This is a genomic window from Herminiimonas sp. NPDC097707, from assembly GCF_044761395.1.
GTDB lineage: Bacteria > Pseudomonadota > Gammaproteobacteria > Burkholderiales > Burkholderiaceae_D > Oxalicibacterium.
Window position 1 is genome coordinate 1,198,890 of sequence record NZ_JBIWCI010000001.1, and the last position, 19,921, is coordinate 1,218,810.

General features: G+C 56.1%; 15 protein-coding genes, 1 tRNA gene and 1 pseudogene. 1 reads left to right on the forward strand and 16 read right to left on the reverse strand.

Features of this window, described 5'->3' with window-relative positions; genetic code table 11:
• Positions 1 to 2: 2 nt before the first annotated feature.
• The 12 genes from ACIQW9_RS05760 to ACIQW9_RS05815 all read right to left on the reverse strand — a co-directional run bounded on the left by ACIQW9_RS05760 (position 3) and on the right by ACIQW9_RS05815 (position 13,193).
• Positions 3 to 1,502: an efflux transporter outer membrane subunit gene (locus ACIQW9_RS05760; protein WP_402334067.1), complete on the reverse strand. Its 1,500-nt coding sequence runs from the start codon at positions 1,500 to 1,502 to the stop codon at positions 3 to 5.
• A 97-nt stretch (positions 1,503 to 1,599) separates the two neighbouring features.
• Complete coding sequence (locus tag ACIQW9_RS05765) at positions 1,600 to 1,803, reverse strand: DUF2892 domain-containing protein (protein WP_402334070.1); 204 nt, start codon at positions 1,801 to 1,803, stop codon at positions 1,600 to 1,602.
• 29 nt (positions 1,804 to 1,832) lie between these two features.
• The gene (locus ACIQW9_RS05770; protein ID WP_402334073.1) at positions 1,833 to 2,372 is read right to left on the reverse strand and encodes a hypothetical protein; all 540 of its coding nucleotides are present in this window, start codon (positions 2,370 to 2,372) and stop codon (positions 1,833 to 1,835) included.
• Positions 2,369 to 3,079, reverse strand: a complete 711-nt coding sequence (locus tag ACIQW9_RS05775; RefSeq protein ID WP_402334075.1) for an ABC transporter ATP-binding protein — start codon at positions 3,077 to 3,079, stop codon at positions 2,369 to 2,371. Before ACIQW9_RS05775 ends, ACIQW9_RS05770 begins: the two co-directional genes overlap by 4 nt.
• 4 nt (positions 3,080 to 3,083) lie before the next feature.
• Positions 3,084 to 4,286: an ABC transporter permease gene (locus tag ACIQW9_RS05780; RefSeq protein WP_402334078.1), complete on the reverse strand. Its 1,203-nt coding sequence runs from the start codon at positions 4,284 to 4,286 to the stop codon at positions 3,084 to 3,086.
• The gene (locus tag ACIQW9_RS05785; protein ID WP_402334080.1) at positions 4,283 to 5,434 is read right to left on the reverse strand and encodes an efflux RND transporter periplasmic adaptor subunit; all 1,152 of its coding nucleotides are present in this window, start codon (positions 5,432 to 5,434) and stop codon (positions 4,283 to 4,285) included. The genes ACIQW9_RS05780 and ACIQW9_RS05785 overlap by 4 nt, the downstream gene beginning before the upstream one ends.
• The gene (locus ACIQW9_RS05790) at positions 5,434 to 6,045 is read right to left on the reverse strand and encodes a TetR/AcrR family transcriptional regulator (protein ID WP_402334083.1); all 612 of its coding nucleotides are present in this window, start codon (positions 6,043 to 6,045) and stop codon (positions 5,434 to 5,436) included. The genes ACIQW9_RS05785 and ACIQW9_RS05790 overlap by 1 nt, the downstream gene beginning before the upstream one ends.
• A 383-nt stretch (positions 6,046 to 6,428) precedes the next feature.
• Positions 6,429 to 9,287: an EAL domain-containing protein gene (locus tag ACIQW9_RS05795; RefSeq protein WP_402334086.1), complete on the reverse strand. Its 2,859-nt coding sequence runs from the start codon at positions 9,285 to 9,287 to the stop codon at positions 6,429 to 6,431.
• Between the two features lie 51 nt (positions 9,288 to 9,338).
• Entirely contained in the window at positions 9,339 to 11,090 is a 1,752-nt protein-coding gene (locus ACIQW9_RS05800) for a methyl-accepting chemotaxis protein (protein WP_402334089.1), read from the reverse strand.
• 163 nt (positions 11,091 to 11,253) lie between these two features.
• The gene (locus tag ACIQW9_RS05805) at positions 11,254 to 11,931 is read right to left on the reverse strand and encodes a response regulator (protein ID WP_402334091.1); all 678 of its coding nucleotides are present in this window, start codon (positions 11,929 to 11,931) and stop codon (positions 11,254 to 11,256) included.
• On the reverse strand, positions 11,928 to 13,085 hold the full coding sequence (locus ACIQW9_RS05810) for a PocR ligand-binding domain-containing protein (protein WP_402334094.1): 1,158 nt from the start codon (positions 13,083 to 13,085) through the stop codon (positions 11,928 to 11,930). The genes ACIQW9_RS05805 and ACIQW9_RS05810 overlap by 4 nt, the downstream gene beginning before the upstream one ends.
• Positions 13,086 to 13,101: 16 nt before the next feature.
• Positions 13,102 to 13,193, reverse strand: a tRNA-Leu gene (locus tag ACIQW9_RS05815).
• A gap of 566 nt (positions 13,194 to 13,759) precedes the next feature.
• On the opposite strand from ACIQW9_RS05815, the pseudogene ACIQW9_RS05820 reads away from it, so the two are divergent.
• Positions 13,760 to 13,861, forward strand: a pseudogene (locus ACIQW9_RS05820) (lysozyme); the annotation flags it as partial.
• Positions 13,862 to 14,130: 269 nt separating this feature from the next.
• Here the strand turns inward: ACIQW9_RS05820 and ACIQW9_RS05825 are convergent.
• Genes ACIQW9_RS05825 through ACIQW9_RS05840 form a run of 4 tightly spaced genes read right to left on the reverse strand, consistent with a single transcriptional unit; the run spans position 14,131 to position 19,868 of the window.
• Complete coding sequence (locus tag ACIQW9_RS05825; RefSeq protein WP_402334097.1) at positions 14,131 to 15,369, reverse strand: TolC family protein; 1,239 nt, start codon at positions 15,367 to 15,369, stop codon at positions 14,131 to 14,133.
• Complete coding sequence (locus ACIQW9_RS05830) at positions 15,366 to 15,668, reverse strand: DUF3240 family protein (protein WP_402334100.1); 303 nt, start codon at positions 15,666 to 15,668, stop codon at positions 15,366 to 15,368. The genes ACIQW9_RS05825 and ACIQW9_RS05830 overlap by 4 nt, the downstream gene beginning before the upstream one ends.
• Positions 15,661 to 18,744: an efflux RND transporter permease subunit gene (locus ACIQW9_RS05835; RefSeq protein ID WP_402334102.1), complete on the reverse strand. Its 3,084-nt coding sequence runs from the start codon at positions 18,742 to 18,744 to the stop codon at positions 15,661 to 15,663. The genes ACIQW9_RS05830 and ACIQW9_RS05835 overlap by 8 nt, the downstream gene beginning before the upstream one ends.
• Positions 18,744 to 19,868 carry an efflux RND transporter periplasmic adaptor subunit gene (locus ACIQW9_RS05840; protein ID WP_402334104.1) on the reverse strand — a complete coding sequence of 375 codons (1,125 nt, stop codon included), beginning with the start codon at positions 19,866 to 19,868 and terminating at the stop codon, positions 18,744 to 18,746. Before ACIQW9_RS05840 ends, ACIQW9_RS05835 begins: the two co-directional genes overlap by 1 nt.
• Positions 19,869 to 19,921: the final 53 nt, after the last annotated feature.

The following is a 19,921-nucleotide window of genomic DNA, read 5'->3' on the forward strand; positions in this document are numbered from 1 at the left end:
CCTCAGCCTCCACCACCCAGAGCTTGGTACAAAGCGGCGCTATCGACGAGGCGTTGTGCCTGAGCCGCAATCAGGTTAGTTCGATTCTGTTGCGCCTGCTGTTGCGCAACGAGCAACTGGATATAGCTGACAGCGCCCAGTGCATATTGTCTTTGCATGGATTCCAGAGAACCCTGTGCTGCGATATCGGCGCTTGCCAGTGCCGCCAGCGTCTGCGCATCGTTATCCAGTGCCTGCAATACGTCCGCCACATTACGTAAAGCTTCGAGTACGACACTTTGGTAATTTGCTGCCGCTGCATCGAATGCGGCCAATGAAGCACGTTTTTCGGCGGATAGTCCGGGAGTGAAGAGCGGTTGGGTCAATTGCCCGATGAAACTCCATACTGCAGAGCCCCCACCAAACACTGCGCCAGTGCTCAATGCCTGCGAACCAAGGCTGGCGCTGATGTTGAGTTGCGGGTATAGCCTGGCGACCGCAACGCCATATTCTGCGTTGGCGGCAGATAACAAGGCTTCTGCGGCCTGAATGTCAGGGCGGCGGCGCACCAGTTCAGACGGCAAAACCAGCGGCAATTGAACAGGAAGCGTTAATTCTTCCAGATTGAAAGTGGGCAAACCTCCCGCTCCCGGCATCTGACCAGCGAGTACGGCCAGCAGATGTTCATTCTGCTGGCGTTGCTTGCGCAGCAAGGGAAGTCCGGCGCGCGTCTGTTCCACCTGGGTTTGCATCGCCAGTACATCGTCTGGCGCAGCCTGACCAAGGCGCACAAGCTCTCGGGTGAGATGCAATTGTTCATCCTGAGCGCGAAGGATGGCCTCCGTGGACTGGATTTGCCCGGTGAGCCTGGCCTGGGTGATGACAGTGGTAACAATATTCGCTGCCAGGGTCAGACGCGCACCCTCCAGTTGGTAGCGCTGATACTCGGCGCGGGCGAGCAAGGCTTCCATGGCACGCCAGTTGCCGCCAGCCAGATCAAGCTGGTAATGCACACCGACACTGGCGTTGTACAGATTGAATTCCCGCGCATCGCCAGTCTGTCCCAAGAGGCTGGGATTCAGACGTTGGCGCTGAGCGCCGATGCCCGCATCAAGCTGTGGATAAAGCGTCGATCCTGCCTGCGCTGAATAAATTTCCTGCGCCTGTCGCAAAGTGGCCCTGGCAGCAGCCAGTGTTGGGCTGGCTTGAAAAGCCTGCGCAATCAATGCATCGAGTCTGGATGAGCCCAGGCTTTGCCACCATTGCGCACTCACGCTCGAACCAGGGGTAAAGTGCTGCGCCTCTCCCAGGGAAGACATGGGTGCGGATACCGTTTGCATGGGCAAGGATGTCGCTGTGTAGCCAGTGACATCGGGAGCCGCCGCCGGCCGTTTGAAATCAGGCCCGGCGGTACAGCCGGCCAACAATCCGGCAAGAAGCAATGCCGTGAATAAGCACACGGCATTGCATCCGGCTTTCATGCAATGAACGCCAAGGCGGCTCGTCACCTCAACTCTGCCCATAGCAATACTCCGCGAACAGCTGATGCACAATCTGAGGCAGGCCGGGCAACTGTTTTTCAGTAGCGCGCACAGCATTCGGATGACCTTCATGATTCGCTTAGTCCGGTTTGCGCATCGTACAAGTGCTGAACCCGAGCAAGCGATAAGCGGGGCATCGACCAGCGATGCCCGTGATCAGAGGAATGACCCCGATCAGTCCAAACCAGCGCAGGGAACCATCGAGAAAAAAGACAAGGCTGAACAGTGCAAGCGCGATGATGATACGGACGATGCGATCGGTCTGGCCGACATTGGTATGCATGATGAATCTCCTTGCGTTGAAAAACGTGCTTAATGCACGTGGGTGATGGCTTTCCATCCCGGATGATTGAAATAGCGCGGATAGGCATCGAGTACCTCAAGCATCTGTGTCAAACCATTCGCTGCCTTGGGATTGGCTTTGACCACCGTGGCGGCAGCCGACAAACGCTCGAGCAGGATATGCAGATTGGCATCAGCCTTAGGTTCAAGGCGGCAATGCTGAACCATGAAGGCAATACCGTCTTCGATAGCATTAGCCAGGGTTTTAGCCTGGGCAGCATTCAGGCCTCTCTGCGCACCAGCCTGCCTGGCCTTGGCTACCGCAGCGCGGATACGCTCCATGCCCTCACGCAGCGGCGCATCGGTGGCCCAAAGTCGACCATGATCGAGTTCAAGCTGCACCATTCCATGCTCTGCGTGGCCGTGATCATGGGATTGCTGCGCCTGCGCCGGAGCGAAAATGACCAGGCAGGCGGTCAGGATCAAATAACCTGTTTTTCGGTTGAAAGATTGGATCATCGGAAGTTCTCCTGTGTGGGTAAAAAGGGATGGCATCAAGTTATTTTTCATGCGAATTCCCGTCCCTCGCCGGCTTCTTCATGTGTCACGCCATCACGGATGTGGTAAATACGCTTGAAAGTGGGAATGATTTTTTCATCGTGGGTGACGACAATGATGGCGGCCTCGAACTTGCGGGCCATGTCATTGAGGATGCGGATTACAGTCATGGCGCGCGCGCTGTCGAGTGGCGCGGTGGGTTCATCGGCAAGAATCACCGGAGGCCGGTTGACCAGGCCGCGCGCGATGGAAATCCGCTGCTGCTCTCCACCGGACAGCTCGGACGGCATGGCACGAGCGCGATGCTGCACATCCAGCGCCGTGAGCAATTCCAGTGCCTTCATGCGTGCTTCATCATTGGGTATGCCAGCCAGCATGGGAAGTAGCGCCACATTATCGGTAGCATCCAGAAATGGGATCAGGTACGGCGCCTGAAAGACGAAACCGATTTTGTCCCGCCGCAAGGCGCGCAGGTCACGCACCTTCCAGCCGTTGTCATAAATCACGTCGTCGTCCAGTATCATGCGACCGGCGGTGGGATCGATCACTGCGCCCAGACATTTGAGCAGCGTGCTCTTGCCTGAACCTGAAGGACCGATCAAGCCAACCACCTCGCCTGGTGCGACGTGCATGTTCACATCCTTCAGGGCATAAACGGCAGTATCGCCCTGTCCATAGCGTTTGCTCAAGCCTTCGATACGGATGCCTTTTCTGCTCATCTGATCACCCTATCGCTTCTGCCGGATCGACCTTGAGCGCCATGCGAATGGCGACCATGCTGGCAAGAACACAAATCACCAGCATGGCGAAAAAACCGACCACGGAATCCATGGGCGTGAGCAGTACATATTTAGGAAAAAACGGAGCAGAAAAAGTAGCTGTGATCTTGCCAACCACGAAACCAATCACGCCCAAAGCAAGCGCTTGCTGCATGATCATCGCGGCGATGGTTCGGTTGCGCGTGCCGATCAGCTTCAACACCGCGATCTCGCGGATTTTATCCATCGTCAGCGAATAGATAATGAAGGCAACGATGGCTGCGCTGACGATAGCCAGGATCACCAGAAACATGCCGATCTGTCTGGCCGAAGTAGCGATCAGCTTGCCGACCAGAATACCTTCCATCTGCGCTCTGGTATAGACCGTCAAACGCTTCCAGCGCCGAATGGATTCGGCCACCTCGTCCGGCGCATGGCCAGGTTGCAGCGTGACCAATACCGCATTGACAAATGCATTCGTACTCTGTGAAGCAATGACGGCATCCAGCAAACCCGGAACAGCGGGACGATTGAAGGCTGGGTTGCTTGCAGTGCGTCGCCGGCTTTGCCAGACGGCATCGTTGTCCTTGAGGAACTGTGCTTCCTGGGCATCCTTGAGTGGTATGAATACCATTGGATCACCGCTGGATGACACCATGCGCCGCGTCAGCCCGACGACGGTGTAATGATTGCGACGAATGGCAAGACGATCTCCCAGTTTGAAGCCGGTCGCGATGTCGGTCACCGCTTCATAATGACCTCGCGTGATCTGGCGTCCAGCGACCAGATAGGGCGGCCATCCGGGCGTCGTTCCCAACGCACCCGGTGCGATGCCAACCACCATGGTGCGCACATCGCTCTCGTCCTTGCGTACCTGCATGGTCAGGTAGGTCACGTTCGCCGCCTGGGCGACGCCCGGCATGACGAGGATGGCACGATACACGTCATCGTTGAGACTGGAAGACTCCGCATAGGGGCCTAAAGTATCCTTTTGCACCACCCAAAGATCAGCGCCACTATTGTCGAGCAGCGCCTTGCCGTCTTCCACCATGCCCCGATACACTCCGGCCATGACCAGCGTGACGCCGATCAGCAGACCCAGACCAATGCCGGTGAAAACGAATTTTTCCCATGTATGGAGAATGTCGCGACCAGCCAGGCTGATCATCGTGCGACTCCCGGAATGGCGTCAACCACGTAGATGCGGCTGCGCGCCGTCAGTGTCTTTTCGCTATACGTCACAACCTGGTCACCGCTCTTGAGCCCTTCACGTACCTGTACATCACCATCGAGGTCGGAAGCACCGAGCTTGAGCGGGGAGAAGCGCAGATCGCCCTCCACGATTTTCCACACACCCACTTTATTGCCTTCCCGCCGGACGGCAGCATTGGGAATCACAGGAGCGGCAGGAAGCGTCTGCAAGCCAATCGTGACCTCCGCCAGTTCACCCAGCGGTGGCAGAGGCTCCGGTCTGCTGTCGAAGATCACCTTGGCGAGCACCTCCTCGGTTACCGCATCTGCCTTGGGTTCCATGCGCAGTACGCGCCCCTTCAACGCCTGACCACCACGCGAACGCAAGACGATATGGGCAGGCAATTTCCCAGCCAGTCCCGATGCGCTGATCTGGTCAAAGCGCACATTGATCCACAAATTCTCGGGATCGATCACTTCCACCACTGCCTGGCCGGCAACGATGGTGGTGCCGGGATCTGCATCGCGCATGACGACCACGCCATCGACCGGTGCGATCAGACGCAAATTGTTTCTCTGCGCAACCAGCGCCTCACGGTCGAAACGTGCTCGGGAGATATCTTCCCGAGCAGCAGATAAAACGGCATCGGCGATCCGCAGTTCCTGCTGCTTCGTAGTGACGATTTCCTCACTGGTCGAGCGCACCGCAAACAATTGTTCATAGCGACGCGCCTGAGTGTGTGCGTAGACTTGCCGTGCCTCTGCTTCACGCAAAACCGCTTCGCCACGTTTGAATACCGATTCCTGTGCACGCACCCGGTCATCAAGATCAACCGGATCCATTTCCCCAAATACCTGCCCAGCCTTGACCTGATCGCCCACATGCACATCCAGACGTTTGACACGTCCGGCAAATGTGGGGCCGATCTTGTAGGTGTAACGCGCCTCCACCGTACCGATGCCGAACAGCGCTGGCGTGACCGCTTGCGATTCCACTGTCATGACCGTTACGGCGACCGGCGCCAGCGGGCCGGAGCGAAAACCAACGTAAATGAAGAGGACCAGCAGAGGGACGATAACCGCCAGCAGTGCCAGAGTGCGACCTTGCAATGGCAGACGTTTCATTACGCGCTCCCGATACCACGCCGGTAAATCGCAAAGACTCGCGGCGCATCGCGGCGGATGCTGGCAACGTCGCCAGCCAGCAGCGACTGCATCACCAATCCTTGAATAGTGCCGATGAAGAGGGTGGCGGCTGCCTCGGAATCGAGCGTAACATCCAGCTCGCCCTGCGCCTTACCCTCCTCAATCAAGCGGTGCAGACGCTCACCATAATGCCGGATGAGCGTCTGCACCATGCGTTTGGGCGCCGTCTCTCCCGCGCGTTGCAACTCGCCGAACAGCATCCGTGGCACCCCGGGATGCTCAGCCACAAAATCAATATGCGTCATAAAAATTGCCTCCAGCGCGGCAATCGGGGACGTAACGCCCTGTGCGGCCTGGTCCACTCGTGAAAGCAAGCGTTCTGCTACCCATGCCATGACGGCTTGCAAAATGGCTTCCTTGTTCGGGAAGTGGCGAAATAACGCACCCTGAGTCAGCCCCATGCGCTTGGCAATGGCGGAAGTAGTGATGTCGTTCGGATTTTGTTCAGCTGCCAGTTCGACCACCACCTCGACAGTGACCGCTCGCCGCTCGTCGGCAGGTAGATGTTTGGCTTTGGCATGGTCATTCATTGTTTTCACTCATCAAAGTAAGTAATCTATTACTATCTTACCTGATTGTGATCACTATACAAGAGGATAACTACGCAACATAACGAGCACTACCATGAGTAACAGGCTCACGGCCACAAATGACAAGCAGGAATTTTATGCTCCGGCCTCTGCCTGCAGAGCCTTGGCAAGAACGATGAGAAAATATTTGTGTAGTCATTGTTTGCGAGATAGCAGCGAAATTTTTGATGTGTATTACTTCCAAACACCGACCAGAAATATTTACAATCTTGATGGAGAGTAACGAAGCGACCAATAATTATTAAAAAATTAGCAACTACATGTATCAAGCATCCGAGGATGCTTACAAGGCGATTTTTTAAAGCTGAAAAAGCACGTGCCGTTCAGACAGAAACGGGAAAATCCACGGCCACAACCGGCCGGGAAAACAAATAGCCCTGGGCGTAATCGCAACCAGCGGCCCTCAGCAAATCACGCTGCTGCGCGCTTTCCACGCCCTCCGCGATGACCTTGATACCGAGCTTGTGCGCCATCACGATCATGGCTTCGCACAACGCGAGGTCGGAAGATTCTGGCACCAGGTTACGCACGAAGGATTGATCGATCTTCAGATAGTCGATGTTGAATTTCTTCAGGTAGGAGAGCGACGAATAGCCAGTGCCAAAATCATCGATCGAGACCGCGATACCGGCTTCGCGAAACGCCAGCAGGGTGTCGGTAACGACGCTACCGGCATCCAGCAGCAAGCCTTCGGTAATTTCGATCACGATGCCGTCGCCCGCCAGCCCAAGCTCCTGTAGCCACGCCAGCCAGTCGTCCGGACGGATACCGTCGCGCCGGAACTGCACCGCCGAGGTATTAATGCTGACCTGAAATTGCGTGCCGAGCAAGGTGCGCCACTGCACCGCCTGTTGCGCTGCCGTCCGGAACACCCAATCGCCAAGCGCATTGATCATGCCGGTTTCCTCGGCCACCGGAATGAATTCGGCGGGATTGACCATGCCGCGCTCGGGATGCTGCCAGCGGATTAGCGCTTCCGCCTTGTCGATAGCGCCGGTCGCCAAATTCACGATCGGCTGGTAGTGCAAGCAGAATTGGGCGCTGGCCAGCGCCAGGCGCAAATCGCGCGCCAACCGGCACCGACTTTGGGCGACTTCCTGCATCGAGCGGACGAAATAACTGAATCGGTTGCGGCCGCTATCCTTGGCTGCGTACATCGCTTGGTCAGCATTCTTGAGTAATTCTTCCGGCGTACCGGCATCTTCTGGATAAAAAGTAATACCGATGCTGGCCGACACATACAACTCTTCTCCCGCCAGCAGGTAAGGCTCAGCCAACGCCTGCAAGATTTTGCGCGCAATATTTTCGACCACGCTGATTTCACTCAACTCCGCCAGGATCAGAGTGAACTCATCGCCGCCTAGGCGTGCCACCATATCCGAACCGCGTACACAGCTGCGCAGACGTTGGGCCGTCTGTTTCAGCAACTCATCGCCGATCACGTGCCCCAGCGTATCGTTGACTCCCTTGAAATTATCGAGATCGAGAAATATCAACGCTAACGGCAGTGCGACGCGTTGCGATTTCTGAATTTCCTGCTTTAGCCGGTTGTGGAACATCATTCGGTTAGGCAGGCCGGTCAGGAAGTCGAAATTCGCCTGCTCCCAGATCAACGACTCATTTTGCTTCTGGTCTGTAACGTCGGAAAACAGGGCGATGCGTCGGTACACCGTACCGTCTTCATTGAAGGACGTATTAATAACCAGACGCTCGGCATACAGTTCACCGTTCTTGCGACGGTTCCACAATTCACCCTGCCATTTGCCGGTGGTATTGATGGCATGCCACATCGTCTGGTAGAACGCCTGATCCTGTTTGCCAGAACTAAGAATTTTGATGTTTAAGCCAATTGCTTCCATCGCCGGATAACCGGTGATTTCGGTGAACGCCGGATTGACCGTGACGATAGTACCGTGCGCATCGGTGACCATCATCGCCTCGCTGGTGTTCTGGTAGACCAGCGCCGCCAGTTGCCCTTCTCTTTCAGTTTCCTTGCGACGACTGATATCGAGCATGACACCGATCGTGACGTCATGGCCGTCGATCTGCATTTTGGAGCCGAAGACTTCGACTTCGAACTGGCTGCCGTCCTTGCGACAGGCCTGGCGTTCGTAGTGCACCTCCCGCAACTCGCCATCTAATCGGCTTCGGATACTTTCGCGTACCACTTGCCGATCATCGCTGGTCACGATATCGAAGATGCCGACCGAGGCCATCATTTCAGTCGGCTCATAGCCGAACATGGCGGCCATCTTGGCGTTGGCAAAATGAAAATGCTCGTCCTTGACGATGTAGACGCCGACCCCTGAGTTTTCCGCCAACTGGCGAAACATGGTTTCCGCCCGCACAAGGCTTTGTCGCTCCTGCTCAACGTGGTCCAGCAAATCGCCGATGCGCTGCGCCGAGTGGTTGAAAGCCGCCGACAATTGACCGATTTCATCGAACGATTGAAAGCGGCTACGCACTTGGTAATTCCCTACCGCCAGCGCGCCGCAATATGCCGACAAGTCCTGCAAGGGACGGACGATGTTGCGGCGGATGGCGACAAATATAGCCGCCAGTATCAATATATCCAACACTAGCAAGGCATAGAGTTTCAACAAGCCGCGCTGCTGCACTTTCTGAGTTTCAGTCACAATGAAGCTGATCAGGTTTTCAGTGCTAGCCAGGACGATGGCGGCGTCTCGCGCCAGCCCTGCGAATTCGGATTGACCTGCAGCAGGCTGGCCGAACGGCGCCAACTTTGCCAGCATGTCTTCGATGGCACCACGGTAAGCAACCCACTCGCCGCGCACCTTATGCAGCCGGCTCTGATGCTGGATGTCCAGTTGCGGAATGTTGTAACCGAATACGCTGCCGCCCTGCCGCAACGCCATCAGCGCCGCTTCGAAGTCGCGGATATCATCAGACACCGCCTGTTTGCCCGACTGCCGCGGGCTCAGCGACAGATTGAGCGTTTCAAATGCAATTTTCTGGCTCAGCATGCGCAGCTTGCCGGATACGTTTAACGTCGCGGCAACGTCATTCAAATCACTCAGCATATGCTTGACGACGACGATATTGGCCGTCGCCACCATCAGCACCAACACGAATATCCAGCCGGTTTTGCGGCTGATACTGGACCGAAAAAATGAATCGGGCGCGTCTGAAAAAGATAATTGTTTAACGGATTCGTGGTTCATATGCTGGCTTGAGATGACTGCTGAGCGACTCAAACGTCGCCGGCCTGATGCTTAAAATTGTTCCCAGTCGCTGTCCGCTGTCACGCTTACCTGCCTAGCTTGTGGCGGGTTGAGCGAACTGTCTTTCAGCACCGACGACCGCTGCACTCCCCGCTTCGCCTCGACCCGCGCGAGTACTAGCCGCGGCGCTTTAACGACTGAAACAGCGCCTAAACTAACAACATTGGAGCCATTGGCAATATCGGCGACACCGGACAGCTTGAAGATGCTCACCACCTGCGCCAAGTTACTCGCCTGGTCTTGCAACGCTTCGGCCGCCGCCGCCGCTTCTTCCACCAGTGCCGCATTTTGTTGGGTCACGGTATCCATTTCGGTCACAGCCTGGTTGATCTGTTCGATGCCTGCAGTCTGTTCCCGGCTTGCCATATCGATCTCTCCCATGATGTCGGTCACACGCCGGACACTGTCCACCACCTCACCCATCGTGACGCCGGCCTGTTCCACCAGGGTATTACCGATCCCGACTTTCTCCACCGAGTCGTCAATCAGAATTTTTATTTCGCGTGCGGCGGCGGCGCTGCGTTGCGCCAGATTGCGCACTTCAGCTGCGACCACAGCGAAGCCACGCCCCTGCTCGCCAGCGCGAGCGGCCTCCACCGCCGCATTCAGCGCCAGAATATTGGTCTGAAACGCGATGCCGTCGATGACGCCGATGATATCGACAATTTTTCTGGAGGATGCATTGATCGAACCCATTGTATCGACCACCTGCGCCACTACCGTGCCGCCTTTTTGCGCAATTTCGGCAGCCGACACTACCAGTTGGTTGGCTTGGCGCGCATTGTCGGAATTTTGCTTGACGGTCGAAGTTAGCTCCTCCATCGACGAAGCGGTTTCTTCAAGCGAGCTGGCTTGCTCTTCAGTGCGCGACGACAGGTCGATATTGCCAGCCGCAATCTGACCCGATGCGGTGGCGATGGTATCGGTGCCGCTACGCACTTGGCGCACGATGCCGGACAAGCTGTCGCGCATGGTCTTGATCGCAAATAGCAGGCTGGTGTGATCGCTACTCTTGGTTTCAATTTCGACCGCAAGGTCGCCAGCGGCAATCTGTTGCGTGATCGCCATTGCGTAATCGGGCTCGCCGCCAAGCTGGCTCAGCAACCGGCGGGTGATCAGGAATCCGGAAAGTAGGCCGATCGCCAGAGCCATCCCGCCCAGCACCAGCATCAACAGCCGGGCGGCATCGATGTTGCTATGAATCTCGATGCCTCCTTCGGTCACCAGCTTGCTCTGCAACTCGCGCAAGGCGGTGATCGGTGCCTGCAAGGCATCCAGTGCCGGCAAAGTTTCTGCATTCATTAGGGCAACAGCTTCCTCACGCTGATTCTGCTCCAGCATGATTCTGACCCGGTTAAAGGAAGCCACAAACTTGCCGCGTACCTCTTTGATCGTCGCCAGCAATGTTTTCGCCTCGGGCAGGTACACCAGCGTTTCCAGGCTTGTCAGCGCCTCGTCCACCCTTTTTCGGTTCACCTCGATCTGCTGGTAAATCCGAGTCACTCGCTCCGAGTCGGCCACTAGGAACAATTCCAGGGTGCCACGCGCATTGGCGCGCGTGGCGCCATCGACAAGATTGATCGCCTCTAACTTGGCCCAGTCCTTGTCGATGATGCGGCTGCTCAGCCCACCCACTTGATTGAAACGCCACAAGCCGACTGCGACCAGCGCCACTATCAATAACAGTACCAGGCCGAAACCCAGCGTCAAACGCGTTCCGACCTTCATACTCGCCTTGCTCATTGTGACTCCTCCATCGTAAATGATCGGCCCACGCTTCAAACGTTATCAGAATGAAAAATGTTGACTTAATACAAGTCGAGTATCGAATATTTGCGGCCCACTCAATAGTCGGCAGATTCTGCAATTTACAGGCGAATATCCCGACAAAAAAAGCAGGAAATCCTTACTTGCTGGCGGAGCTGCTACGGGCAACGGGCGTTGCAGGAGGGATGTTGTCCATCAGTTGATGGCGGAAGGCAAACAACACCAGGTCGGCATTGTTGTTGATGTGTAGTTTTTTCATCAGCCGCATCTTGTGGGTGCTGACAGTTTTGGCACTCAAATGTAATTGTAGTGCAATCGAAGTGATCGGCTGGCCAGTAGCGATCATGCGCAGCACCAGCAACTCGCGTTTGGTCAGCACCTCGTGCGGCTGCGGTTCATGCAGCCCGGAATCGAATACTGCCGCATCGACTAGCGCCGGATCAATGAAGCGACCGCCGGCGGCCAACTTACGAATCGCCTCCACCAACATCAGCATATCGCTCGACTTGCTGATGTAGCCAGCCGCGCCGGCTGCCAGCGCGCGACGCACAATCTGGCCTTCATCGTGCATCGACAAAATCAAAATCGGCAACGCAGGCTGTACGGCATGCAGGCGTTCGATCAATTCCATGCCAGTCAAGCCTGGCATGTTGATATCGAGCAGCAGCACATCGAATTCACGACTACCGAGCAGCTCCAGAGCTTGTGCACCGTTCGCGGCTTCGGCCACCACCACCATGTCACCAGCAGCTTCAATGAGGTGAGACAGACCGCTGCGAATCAGCGCGTGGTCATCGACAATCAGGATCTGGATCATGCCTGGCTCGTGCTCCCGGCTGTCTCGGCTCGCTCCAGCTCGACCTTGATGCATGTGCCGCTGCCAGAATGGCTCTCGATACGCAGCACACTACCTAAGCCCACGGCCCGCTCGCGCATGCTCTGCAAACCAAAACCGGCACCGTCGCGCTTAGCTGCAACATCAAAACCGCAACCGTCGTCTCGCACAGAAAGCCGCAGGCTGACACCTTGCTGGCTTAGTGAAATCAGCACCGTATTAGCATTGGCGTGGCGCGCTATATTGGTCAACGCCTCTTGTACGATACGGAATAATCCGGTGGCGGTGGCATCGTCCAGCGCGATGTCGCCGCTAGGCGCATCGACACTGCACAGGATTGACGAACGCTGGCTGAAATCGGCGGCCAGCCATTCGAGCGCGGCCAGCAAGCCAAGATCCAGCGCCGCCGGCCGCACGCTGGTCGCCAGATGGCGTACCGCGTGGATGGTCTTTTCCAGCAGCACCGCCATCTCGCCGGTTTTGGCGCGCAGCTCTGGATTGTCATTGCCGAAACGCAAATCCAGCCAGGCGACGTGCATGGCCTGCGCAGTTAGCAACTGCCCCAGTTCATCGTGCATTTCGCGCGCCACACGTCGCTTGTCCTGCTCGATCCGCAGTGCGCATTCCTGCCGCATGGCGCCGGCTCGCCCCAGCATTTGCGCCAGCTCCACCAGGAATTCCATCACCGCTGGCATGCGCTCACGCGGGATCACGGCGATTTTTTCGATCGACTCTAGGTAGCTTGCCTCATCAAAACCAAACTGCGCGGCTTGCGCCCGAAAACGCGCCAGATCCGGCTTCGCGTGCAGGATTTGGCCGGTGAAGATGGTCGCCATGTGCGCACCATTGATATTGACCGGGGTCGCATATTCGAATAACCCATTCAGGCATTCATAGCCGACATAGGTGGCGCAACCGAGGTGGTTGAAAATATATTGATCGCTAATCTGGCAATTCTTGCATGACTCGGGATAGACGCGATGGAACTCGGTACAGGCGTCTTCCCAGCCGGCACCCGTCAACACCCTACCTTGCAGATCGAGCAACGCATGATTGATGCCAGTGGCTCGAAACAGGGCGTCCATCACATTTTGCAACGCGGGAAGATCGATAAGCTCTGCGATATTGTGCTTCATGGCTTGCAACATCCAGTGGTGCCGAGGTCGAAATTGAACCAGGACGCTCCCTTTCGGGTAAGCGGCGGATTTTAAATCCGCTGTGTCTGTCAATTTCGCCACTCAGGCTAAGCGCAATTTTAACTAACCGTATTCCGACGACCGTACCGACAAGGTGGTATATCCAATCGCATAGAAGTCTCGCACCTTAACATGCGTGGGATGAAGGTATCAACGATCTTGTGTACTTCCTGATCGTGCAGACGATTCTTGGGATCATTTTTGATTTTCGGACCAGGAGAAAACGCGTAGAAGCGCTATGAAATTGGCCTGCCCAGCAGGAGTCAAACCCGCGATCCTCAGTTTAGAAGACTATCGTATATTTCTATATGTACTGTGGCTTTTAGGCCCAATTACAGTCCGCAATTCGCAATAGTCGGCATGCGGGAGAGCCAATATTGACGTGGGTATGCATGACGTTGCGGACTGAAATTTTAATCGCCCTGAATGTATAACGAAGGGATTTAGGAGCGGCTCATCCTCCAAGTGCGTGGGAAAGACGCGGCCGCGTGACGACGACGAAACCCACGTTTGCATCAAGTCTACGACGAAGCAGATACGCGACCGCCAAAAGCCGCCGGGTAGCAAGCCAATGTCGAACCGTAGCAAGAAAGCCGATGCGCTTATTTTAGCTGGAGTTGCGCCGGTGGGTCTACGGCGGAGAAAGAGTTTTGCCGGGACTCGTGACTCGTCGAGTAGCAGAAGTACTGCTCTTCGCTTCTGCGGCTGTCGACTGAGATATCTTAGCTGATGACTCCGGGATGTATCTTGAGTTCACTGCATTCGACTCGAAAATATGGCGTATGTCATATCGGTAGGATAACGAAAAAAACGTTTGACCTTCGGGACTTATCCGGAAGTACCTCCACACACCCTAAAAAGTTGGCACACAACCTTTTAGGGCTACTTACATGAAACTACTTAGCCTTCTGAAGGATCCATGTTCTCGAAAATGGATGAGATCTATGAATGATTTTTGACGTGCAGCGATTAATCAGTCAAGGCTTCAATCATGCGCCAAATCCCAAATCAGATGCGCATCGACTAGCAGCCCAAAATAACCTTTTAGGGCCGTAAGCTGCGCCTGCAGTGCATTGTTGCTTGCTGCCGTTGCCTGCCGGTTTGACAGCAACATCGCTTGCAACTCCGCTTCACCGAGCGTGTAAGCACGGTGCATCAAGGCGGCATTTTCCTGCATCGCACTGGCACCTTCGTTGGCGATTTGCAGACTTTCGTAGGCTCCGTCAGCGGTGGCGATCGCACTTGCAACTTCGGTTTCTAGCAGGCGCTTCTTCATCTCTATTTCCTGATATGAAACGCCTAATGCAGCAGCTGCCTTTGCGCTGCGCAAATTGCGGGCACCACCGGGGATAGGGATGCTGATCATGATGCCGGAAATGCGCTCCCGCCCACCTACTTCGGAAGCAGTGAATACTCCCAGCGTCGGATCTGGCGTCTTCTCTGCACGCGCCCGTTCTGCGTGTGCTTGAGCCATCCGCATTTGCGCTTGTGCTCCTTTCAATACGTCACTTTCAGCAAGGATGCGTTCACGCATGGATGCGGCATTGTCTGCTATCGGCAATGGTGTTGGCAAAGGTAGGAGCTGGCGTTTGATTCCAGGAAAACGTGTGGACAGACGCAACCAGGTGGTGGTGGCCTGCGTTTTCACGTCATTGTTCAAACGTTTTTGCTCCGACAGTTCAGCGCGGGCAATGCTCAAATCCAGTTTCGAAGCATCGCCAGCACGGATACGCTTTTCTACAGCGCCAAGGCTGGCTTGCATCGATAGCAGATTTTTTTCAGCCAGCTCGCGTGCACGTTCTGCCGCCAGCCAATCCAGCCACATCGTCATCAAGTCTCGCGCGGCTTCATGCAGCGCCTCTCCATAGCGAGCTTGCGACTCTTCCACCGTTGCCGTACCGAGATTGCGATCGGCCGCAGCTTTACCAGGAAGACGGAGGGTTTGTTCTATGCTGACATGCCATTCGTTGTAGCGGGGACCGCTTTCCAGCCTGCGCTGCTGTCCGGTAGCACGGGTGGTCCATTCATAGGGTGATTTATCGAGGATGCCGGCCTCGTTAAGAGCAACATCCAGGCCACCGCGTGCGGCGGCAACGCCAGGGTCTTGCTCCAGAAGAGGACGAGCAATTTCAGTGGGTAAAAACCCTGCCGGGTTGAGCGGTTCGAGCGCCAATGCGATGCCGGAGACGCTCAACAGGCTGATGAAAAGGAATCTGATCATCATGCGATTTCTCCCGATTCAATAACCGGTCCAGTCCAATAGCGCATGCCCGTTCCGGAAAATTGCTGCCGTATGCTATCGAGCAACGATGCCTGATCCGTGGCGGCGATAATGACCTTCACTTCGGCGGCCAGGGAACGGCCCATTACCTGTTCGCTTGGACTGAGATCGACACCGGTCAAACCGCGTGCGGTGACGGGCCGGCTCGTAAAAACCGTCGTGCTGGGCGACATCAGCAGCAGATCGAGCAACTGCTCTTCAATGGTCGGCGGGCACAGCAGAGTTAAGCAGATTTTAGACATGGGAAACCTCTTGCTTGGGAAACGCAAAGCGTAAATAAAGTATGGGTAACAGCATCAGCGTCAGCACCGTCACGGTGATCAGGCCGCCGATCACGACGATAGCCAGAGGCCGCTGTATCTCGGAACCCGGCCCTGTCGCGAACAGCAGTGGAATCAAGCCGAAGGCGGTAATGGAGGCCGTCATCAAGACGGGGCGCAAACGCCGCTTCGATCCCTGGACAACAACTTCACTCAGCGTCATCCCTTCGTTGTGCAGTTGATTAAAGTAGCTGACGAGTACAACGCCATTGAGTACCGCAATGCCGAGTAGCGCGATGAAGCCGACCGAGGCCGGGACCGACAGGTATTCCCCGGTTATCCACAGCGCAACGATGCCGCCGACCAGTGCAAAGGGAATATTGCTGAGGATCAGCAGCGCCTGGCGCGCCGAACCGAAAGTCGAGAACAGCAGAATGAAGATGAGCCCGAGCGCTATCGGCACGACCACCGCCAGACGCGCTGCGGCACGCTGCTGATTCTCGAATTGGCCACCCCAGGTAATGCTGTAACCGGAAGACAAAGGTAATTTTGCGGCAACCAGCGTCTTGGCCTCTTCGACAAAACCGACCAGGTCGCGCCCGCCGACATTGGCAATCACCACGCTGTAGCGGCTACCCATCTCGCGATCGATCTTGACCGGGCCTTCGGCACGTTCCAGCTTGGCGACACTGGACAATGGAATCGTGCTGCCTTCGACAGTGGTAATACGCATCGCACCAAACTCGGCCGGCGACATGCGTACTGCTTCGGTGCCGCGCAATACGATAGGCGTACGTCGGTTGCCTTCGATGACGATGCCGGCGCGTTGTCCTTCGATTTGCGTACGCAGCGCATCCTGTATTTCCTCTACGCTCAAACCAAGGCGGCCGGCCTGCAGGCGATCTACCGTCACTCGCAGGTATTGCATGCCATTGTTCTGGACCGTGTAGACATCCTGGTTGCCGCGCACGGTCTTGAGCAAACCTTCAACCTGGCTTGCGTACTCATTAAGTTTTGCAAGCTCCGGGCCGAAAATCTTGATGGCGAGATCGCCACGTACACCGATCACCATTTCCGATACGCGCATCTCGATCGGCTGCGTGAAGCTGTATGTGATGCCCGGCATAGGGTCGAGCACCTTACGCATTTCATCCATCAGCGCTTCCTTGCTCTTCATGCGCCATTCGCCTTGCGGTTTCAGCACCAAAAACGTATCAGTCTGGTTGAGCCCCATAGGATCGAGGCCGATTTCATCAGAACCGGCGCGTGCGATCACTCCTGTTATTTCAGGCACCGCTTGCATCAGTGCTTGCTGGATCTTCAGGTCAAGCGCGGCGCTTTGTTCCAGGCTGATGGATGGCAGTTTTTCTATCCCTATGATGAGATCGCCTTCGTCCATCGTCGGCATGAAGGTCTTGCCGACCTGCGTATAGATCACGCCGGCAACCAGCAGCATCAACAGCGCGATGATTGCCACGATGCGTTGACTCCGCAGCCCCCAGGCAAGTGCCGGTTCATAGAGTGCCAGCAATTTGCGCGGCAACCACGGCTCTTCGTGACTGACTTCACGCAGTAAATAGGATGCTACTACTGGAATGACGGTGAGCGATAACAGCAGGGATCCCGCCAGCGCGAAGACGATGGTAAGCGCAACCGGTGCGAAGAATTTTCCTTCCAGCCCTTGTAGGGCAAGCAGCGGCAGGAACACCGTGATGATGATTAAAACCCCGGCCGTAACCGGAACAGCCACTTCACGCACGGCACGATAGATTGTATGCCGCCGCGGCAATTTGCCGGCCGTGGGATCGGTCGCCAGACGCTGCACGATATTTTCGACCACCACCACGGCAGCATCGACCAGCATGCCGATTGCAATTGCCAGGCCGCCCAGACTCATCAGATTCGCCGACATTCCGAAGCTGCGCATCAGGATGAAGGTGATCAAGGCTGCCAGCGGGAGCACGAGAGCGACGGTCAAGGCTGCGCGTATATTGCCGAGAAATAAAGCAAGCAATATGACGACCAGAACGGTTGCTTCAAGCAATGCAGAAGAAACTGCGCCGACTGCCTTGGTGACCAGCGTGGAACGGTCGTAAAAAGGCTTGATCTGCACGCCTTTTGGGAGCGTTACCTGCAATTCATCGAGCTTCTTGCGTACGCCTTTGATGACCTGTTGTGCATTGGCGCCGGCCAGCCCGAGGACCAGACCTTCGACCGCTTCCCCTTTGCCGCTTTGGGTCACCACGCCGTTGCGTGTGATGGTGCCGATCTTGACCTCAGCCAGATTGCCCAGTCGAACCGGCGACCTATCCTTTACGGTGACGACAATCGCGCGCAAGTCATCCAGATTCCTAATGCTGCCCTCACTACGTACCAGCAGTACTTCATCGCCTTCACCGAGCCGGCCCGCTCCGTCATTGCGGTTGTTGAGGCTGATCGCCTGCTTGAGCTGTGCCATCGTCACGCCGCTGGCCGCCAACTTGATTTGATCGGGTATGACTTCGAAGGCGCGCACGACGCCACCGAGTGCATTTACATCGGCAACACCTGTCACGGTACGTAGCGCAGGTCGGATTACCCAGTCCAGCAGACTGCGCCGCTCAGCCAGGGAAAGCCCTTCGCCTTCCACCGTAAACATGAACATTTCGCCCAGTGGAGTGGTAATTGGCGCCATGCCACCAGTGATGCCTGCCGGCAGGCTATCGCTCAGCCCGCCCAGGCGTTCGCTCACCTGCTGGCGCGCCCAATAGATGTCTGTACCATCCAGAAAATCGATGGTGACATCGACCAGTCCATACTTGGTAACCGAACGCAGGCTCTTGGTTTTCGGGATGCCCAGCATTTCCACCTCTATCGGTACCGCGATGCGGCTTTCAACTTCTTCCGGCGTCATGCCAGGGGCTTTCATGATAATTTTTACTTGCGTGCTGGAGACGTCGGGGAATGCATCGATAGGCAAGCCGAGATAGGCATACCAACCGGCAGCGGCAGTAATCAGCGTCGCTATCAGTATGAACAGGCGTTGCGAGAGGGAAAATTGAACGAGACGGGCTAGCATTACTTGCTCCCCTTGCCGTCAAGCCAAGCACCTTTGAGTGCCACCACACCGTTGACAGCGATATGTTCGCCGGCCTTGAGCTGGCCCTGCATGCGTACCCGTTGTCCAGCACTGGCCATGATCGTTACCGGCCTGGCTTCGAAACCATCTGGCGTGCGTACGAAGACGTAAGCCTGCTTGCCGTCATGTGCCACTGCCGATAGAGGCACATCCCAGCTGCCTTGCATTGTCGCTACCGGCAATTCGACCGTCACAAATTCTCCCGGTCTTATTTGACCTGTCTTGCCCTCGATGGCTGCGCGCAACATGAGCGTCTGGCTGCTGGAAGAGACGGTTGGACTGGCGCTCAAAATGTGTGCCGTGATGTCCCGGCCTTGCACCTTGATTTTCGTTCCAGCCAGCTTGTGCGTATTTTCAGTAGCCGGGAGTTGAATATCGAGCCAGAGCGATTCAGTTTGCGCCACATTCATCAATGCAGTTGCTGCCTCGATGCGCTGTCCCGGCTTGACCGAAATCTCGGTGACGATGCCGGCTTGCGTTGCGCTCAGTGTAATGCTGTCTTGCAGCTTGCCGGACGCTGCGATGCGTTCTACCATCGTGGCCGACATGCCGCTCAAGCGCAGCATAGCCTTCGCATAGTTGAGCGCGGCTTCGCTTTCTTTTAATGCTGCCTGCGTTTCCTGTACCCGACGTTGTGGAATGATGCCTTCGTCAAACAACTGCCGTTCGCGTTGCGCCGCTTGCCGTGCAAGGGTGGCACGGGTACTCGCTTGCAGTAACTGCAATTGCAGCTGACCGAGTTCCATACTAGCAATACGTATCAACGGCGTGCCAGGCTTCACTAGCTGATTTTGCTGGACCAGCAATTGCGCCACCAGCCCCGTTACCGGCGAGCTGACTATCTTTTCCGCTGTGGGTGGAACGATGACCTGTGCAGGAAAAGTCACTGTCATCGAATTGGATTGATTCTGCAATTGCATCGTTTGTATTCCCAGCACCTGAATCTGGGTAGCGGCAACGCTAAATTTTGCCGGCCTGTCATTTGCCTGGGCAGCAGAGGTGAAGGCGCATACAGCCAGCGCCGCCCACATGGTTAGCGGGAAGGACGAATTTATTTTGTTCATAGTTAACCTCGAGTTGCGCCAAATGGCGCAATAAGCATGAGCACGTCACCCAC

Bases quoted from the DNA above. Each gene is read 5' to 3' on its own strand.
- ACIQW9_RS05760 (WP_402334067.1), bottom strand. From the start codon at position 1,502: ATGGGCAGAGTTGAGGTGACGAGCCGCCTTGGCGTTCATTGCATGAAA.
- ACIQW9_RS05765 (WP_402334070.1), bottom strand. From the start codon at position 1,803: ATGCATACCAATGTCGGCCAGACCGATCGCATCGTCCGTATCATCATC.
- ACIQW9_RS05770 (WP_402334073.1), bottom strand. From the start codon at position 2,372: ATGAAAAATAACTTGATGCCATCCCTTTTTACCCACACAGGAGAACTT.
- ACIQW9_RS05775 (WP_402334075.1), bottom strand. From the start codon at position 3,079: ATGAGCAGAAAAGGCATCCGTATCGAAGGCTTGAGCAAACGCTATGGA.
- ACIQW9_RS05780 (WP_402334078.1), bottom strand. From the start codon at position 4,286: ATGATCAGCCTGGCTGGTCGCGACATTCTCCATACATGGGAAAAATTC.
- ACIQW9_RS05785 (WP_402334080.1), bottom strand. From the start codon at position 5,434: ATGAAACGTCTGCCATTGCAAGGTCGCACTCTGGCACTGCTGGCGGTT.
- ACIQW9_RS05790 (WP_402334083.1), bottom strand. From the start codon at position 6,045: ATGAATGACCATGCCAAAGCCAAACATCTACCTGCCGACGAGCGGCGA.
- ACIQW9_RS05795 (WP_402334086.1), bottom strand. From the start codon at position 9,287: ATGAACCACGAATCCGTTAAACAATTATCTTTTTCAGACGCGCCCGAT.
- ACIQW9_RS05800 (WP_402334089.1), bottom strand. From the start codon at position 11,090: ATGAGCAAGGCGAGTATGAAGGTCGGAACGCGTTTGACGCTGGGTTTC.
- ACIQW9_RS05805 (WP_402334091.1), bottom strand. From the start codon at position 11,931: ATGATCCAGATCCTGATTGTCGATGACCACGCGCTGATTCGCAGCGGT.
- ACIQW9_RS05810 (WP_402334094.1), bottom strand. From the start codon at position 13,085: ATGAAGCACAATATCGCAGAGCTTATCGATCTTCCCGCGTTGCAAAAT.
- ACIQW9_RS05825 (WP_402334097.1), bottom strand. From the start codon at position 15,369: ATGATGATCAGATTCCTTTTCATCAGCCTGTTGAGCGTCTCCGGCATC.
- ACIQW9_RS05830 (WP_402334100.1), bottom strand. From the start codon at position 15,668: ATGTCTAAAATCTGCTTAACTCTGCTGTGCCCGCCGACCATTGAAGAG.
- ACIQW9_RS05835 (WP_402334102.1), bottom strand. From the start codon at position 18,744: ATGCTAGCCCGTCTCGTTCAATTTTCCCTCTCGCAACGCCTGTTCATA.
- ACIQW9_RS05840 (WP_402334104.1), bottom strand. From the start codon at position 19,868: ATGAACAAAATAAATTCGTCCTTCCCGCTAACCATGTGGGCGGCGCTG.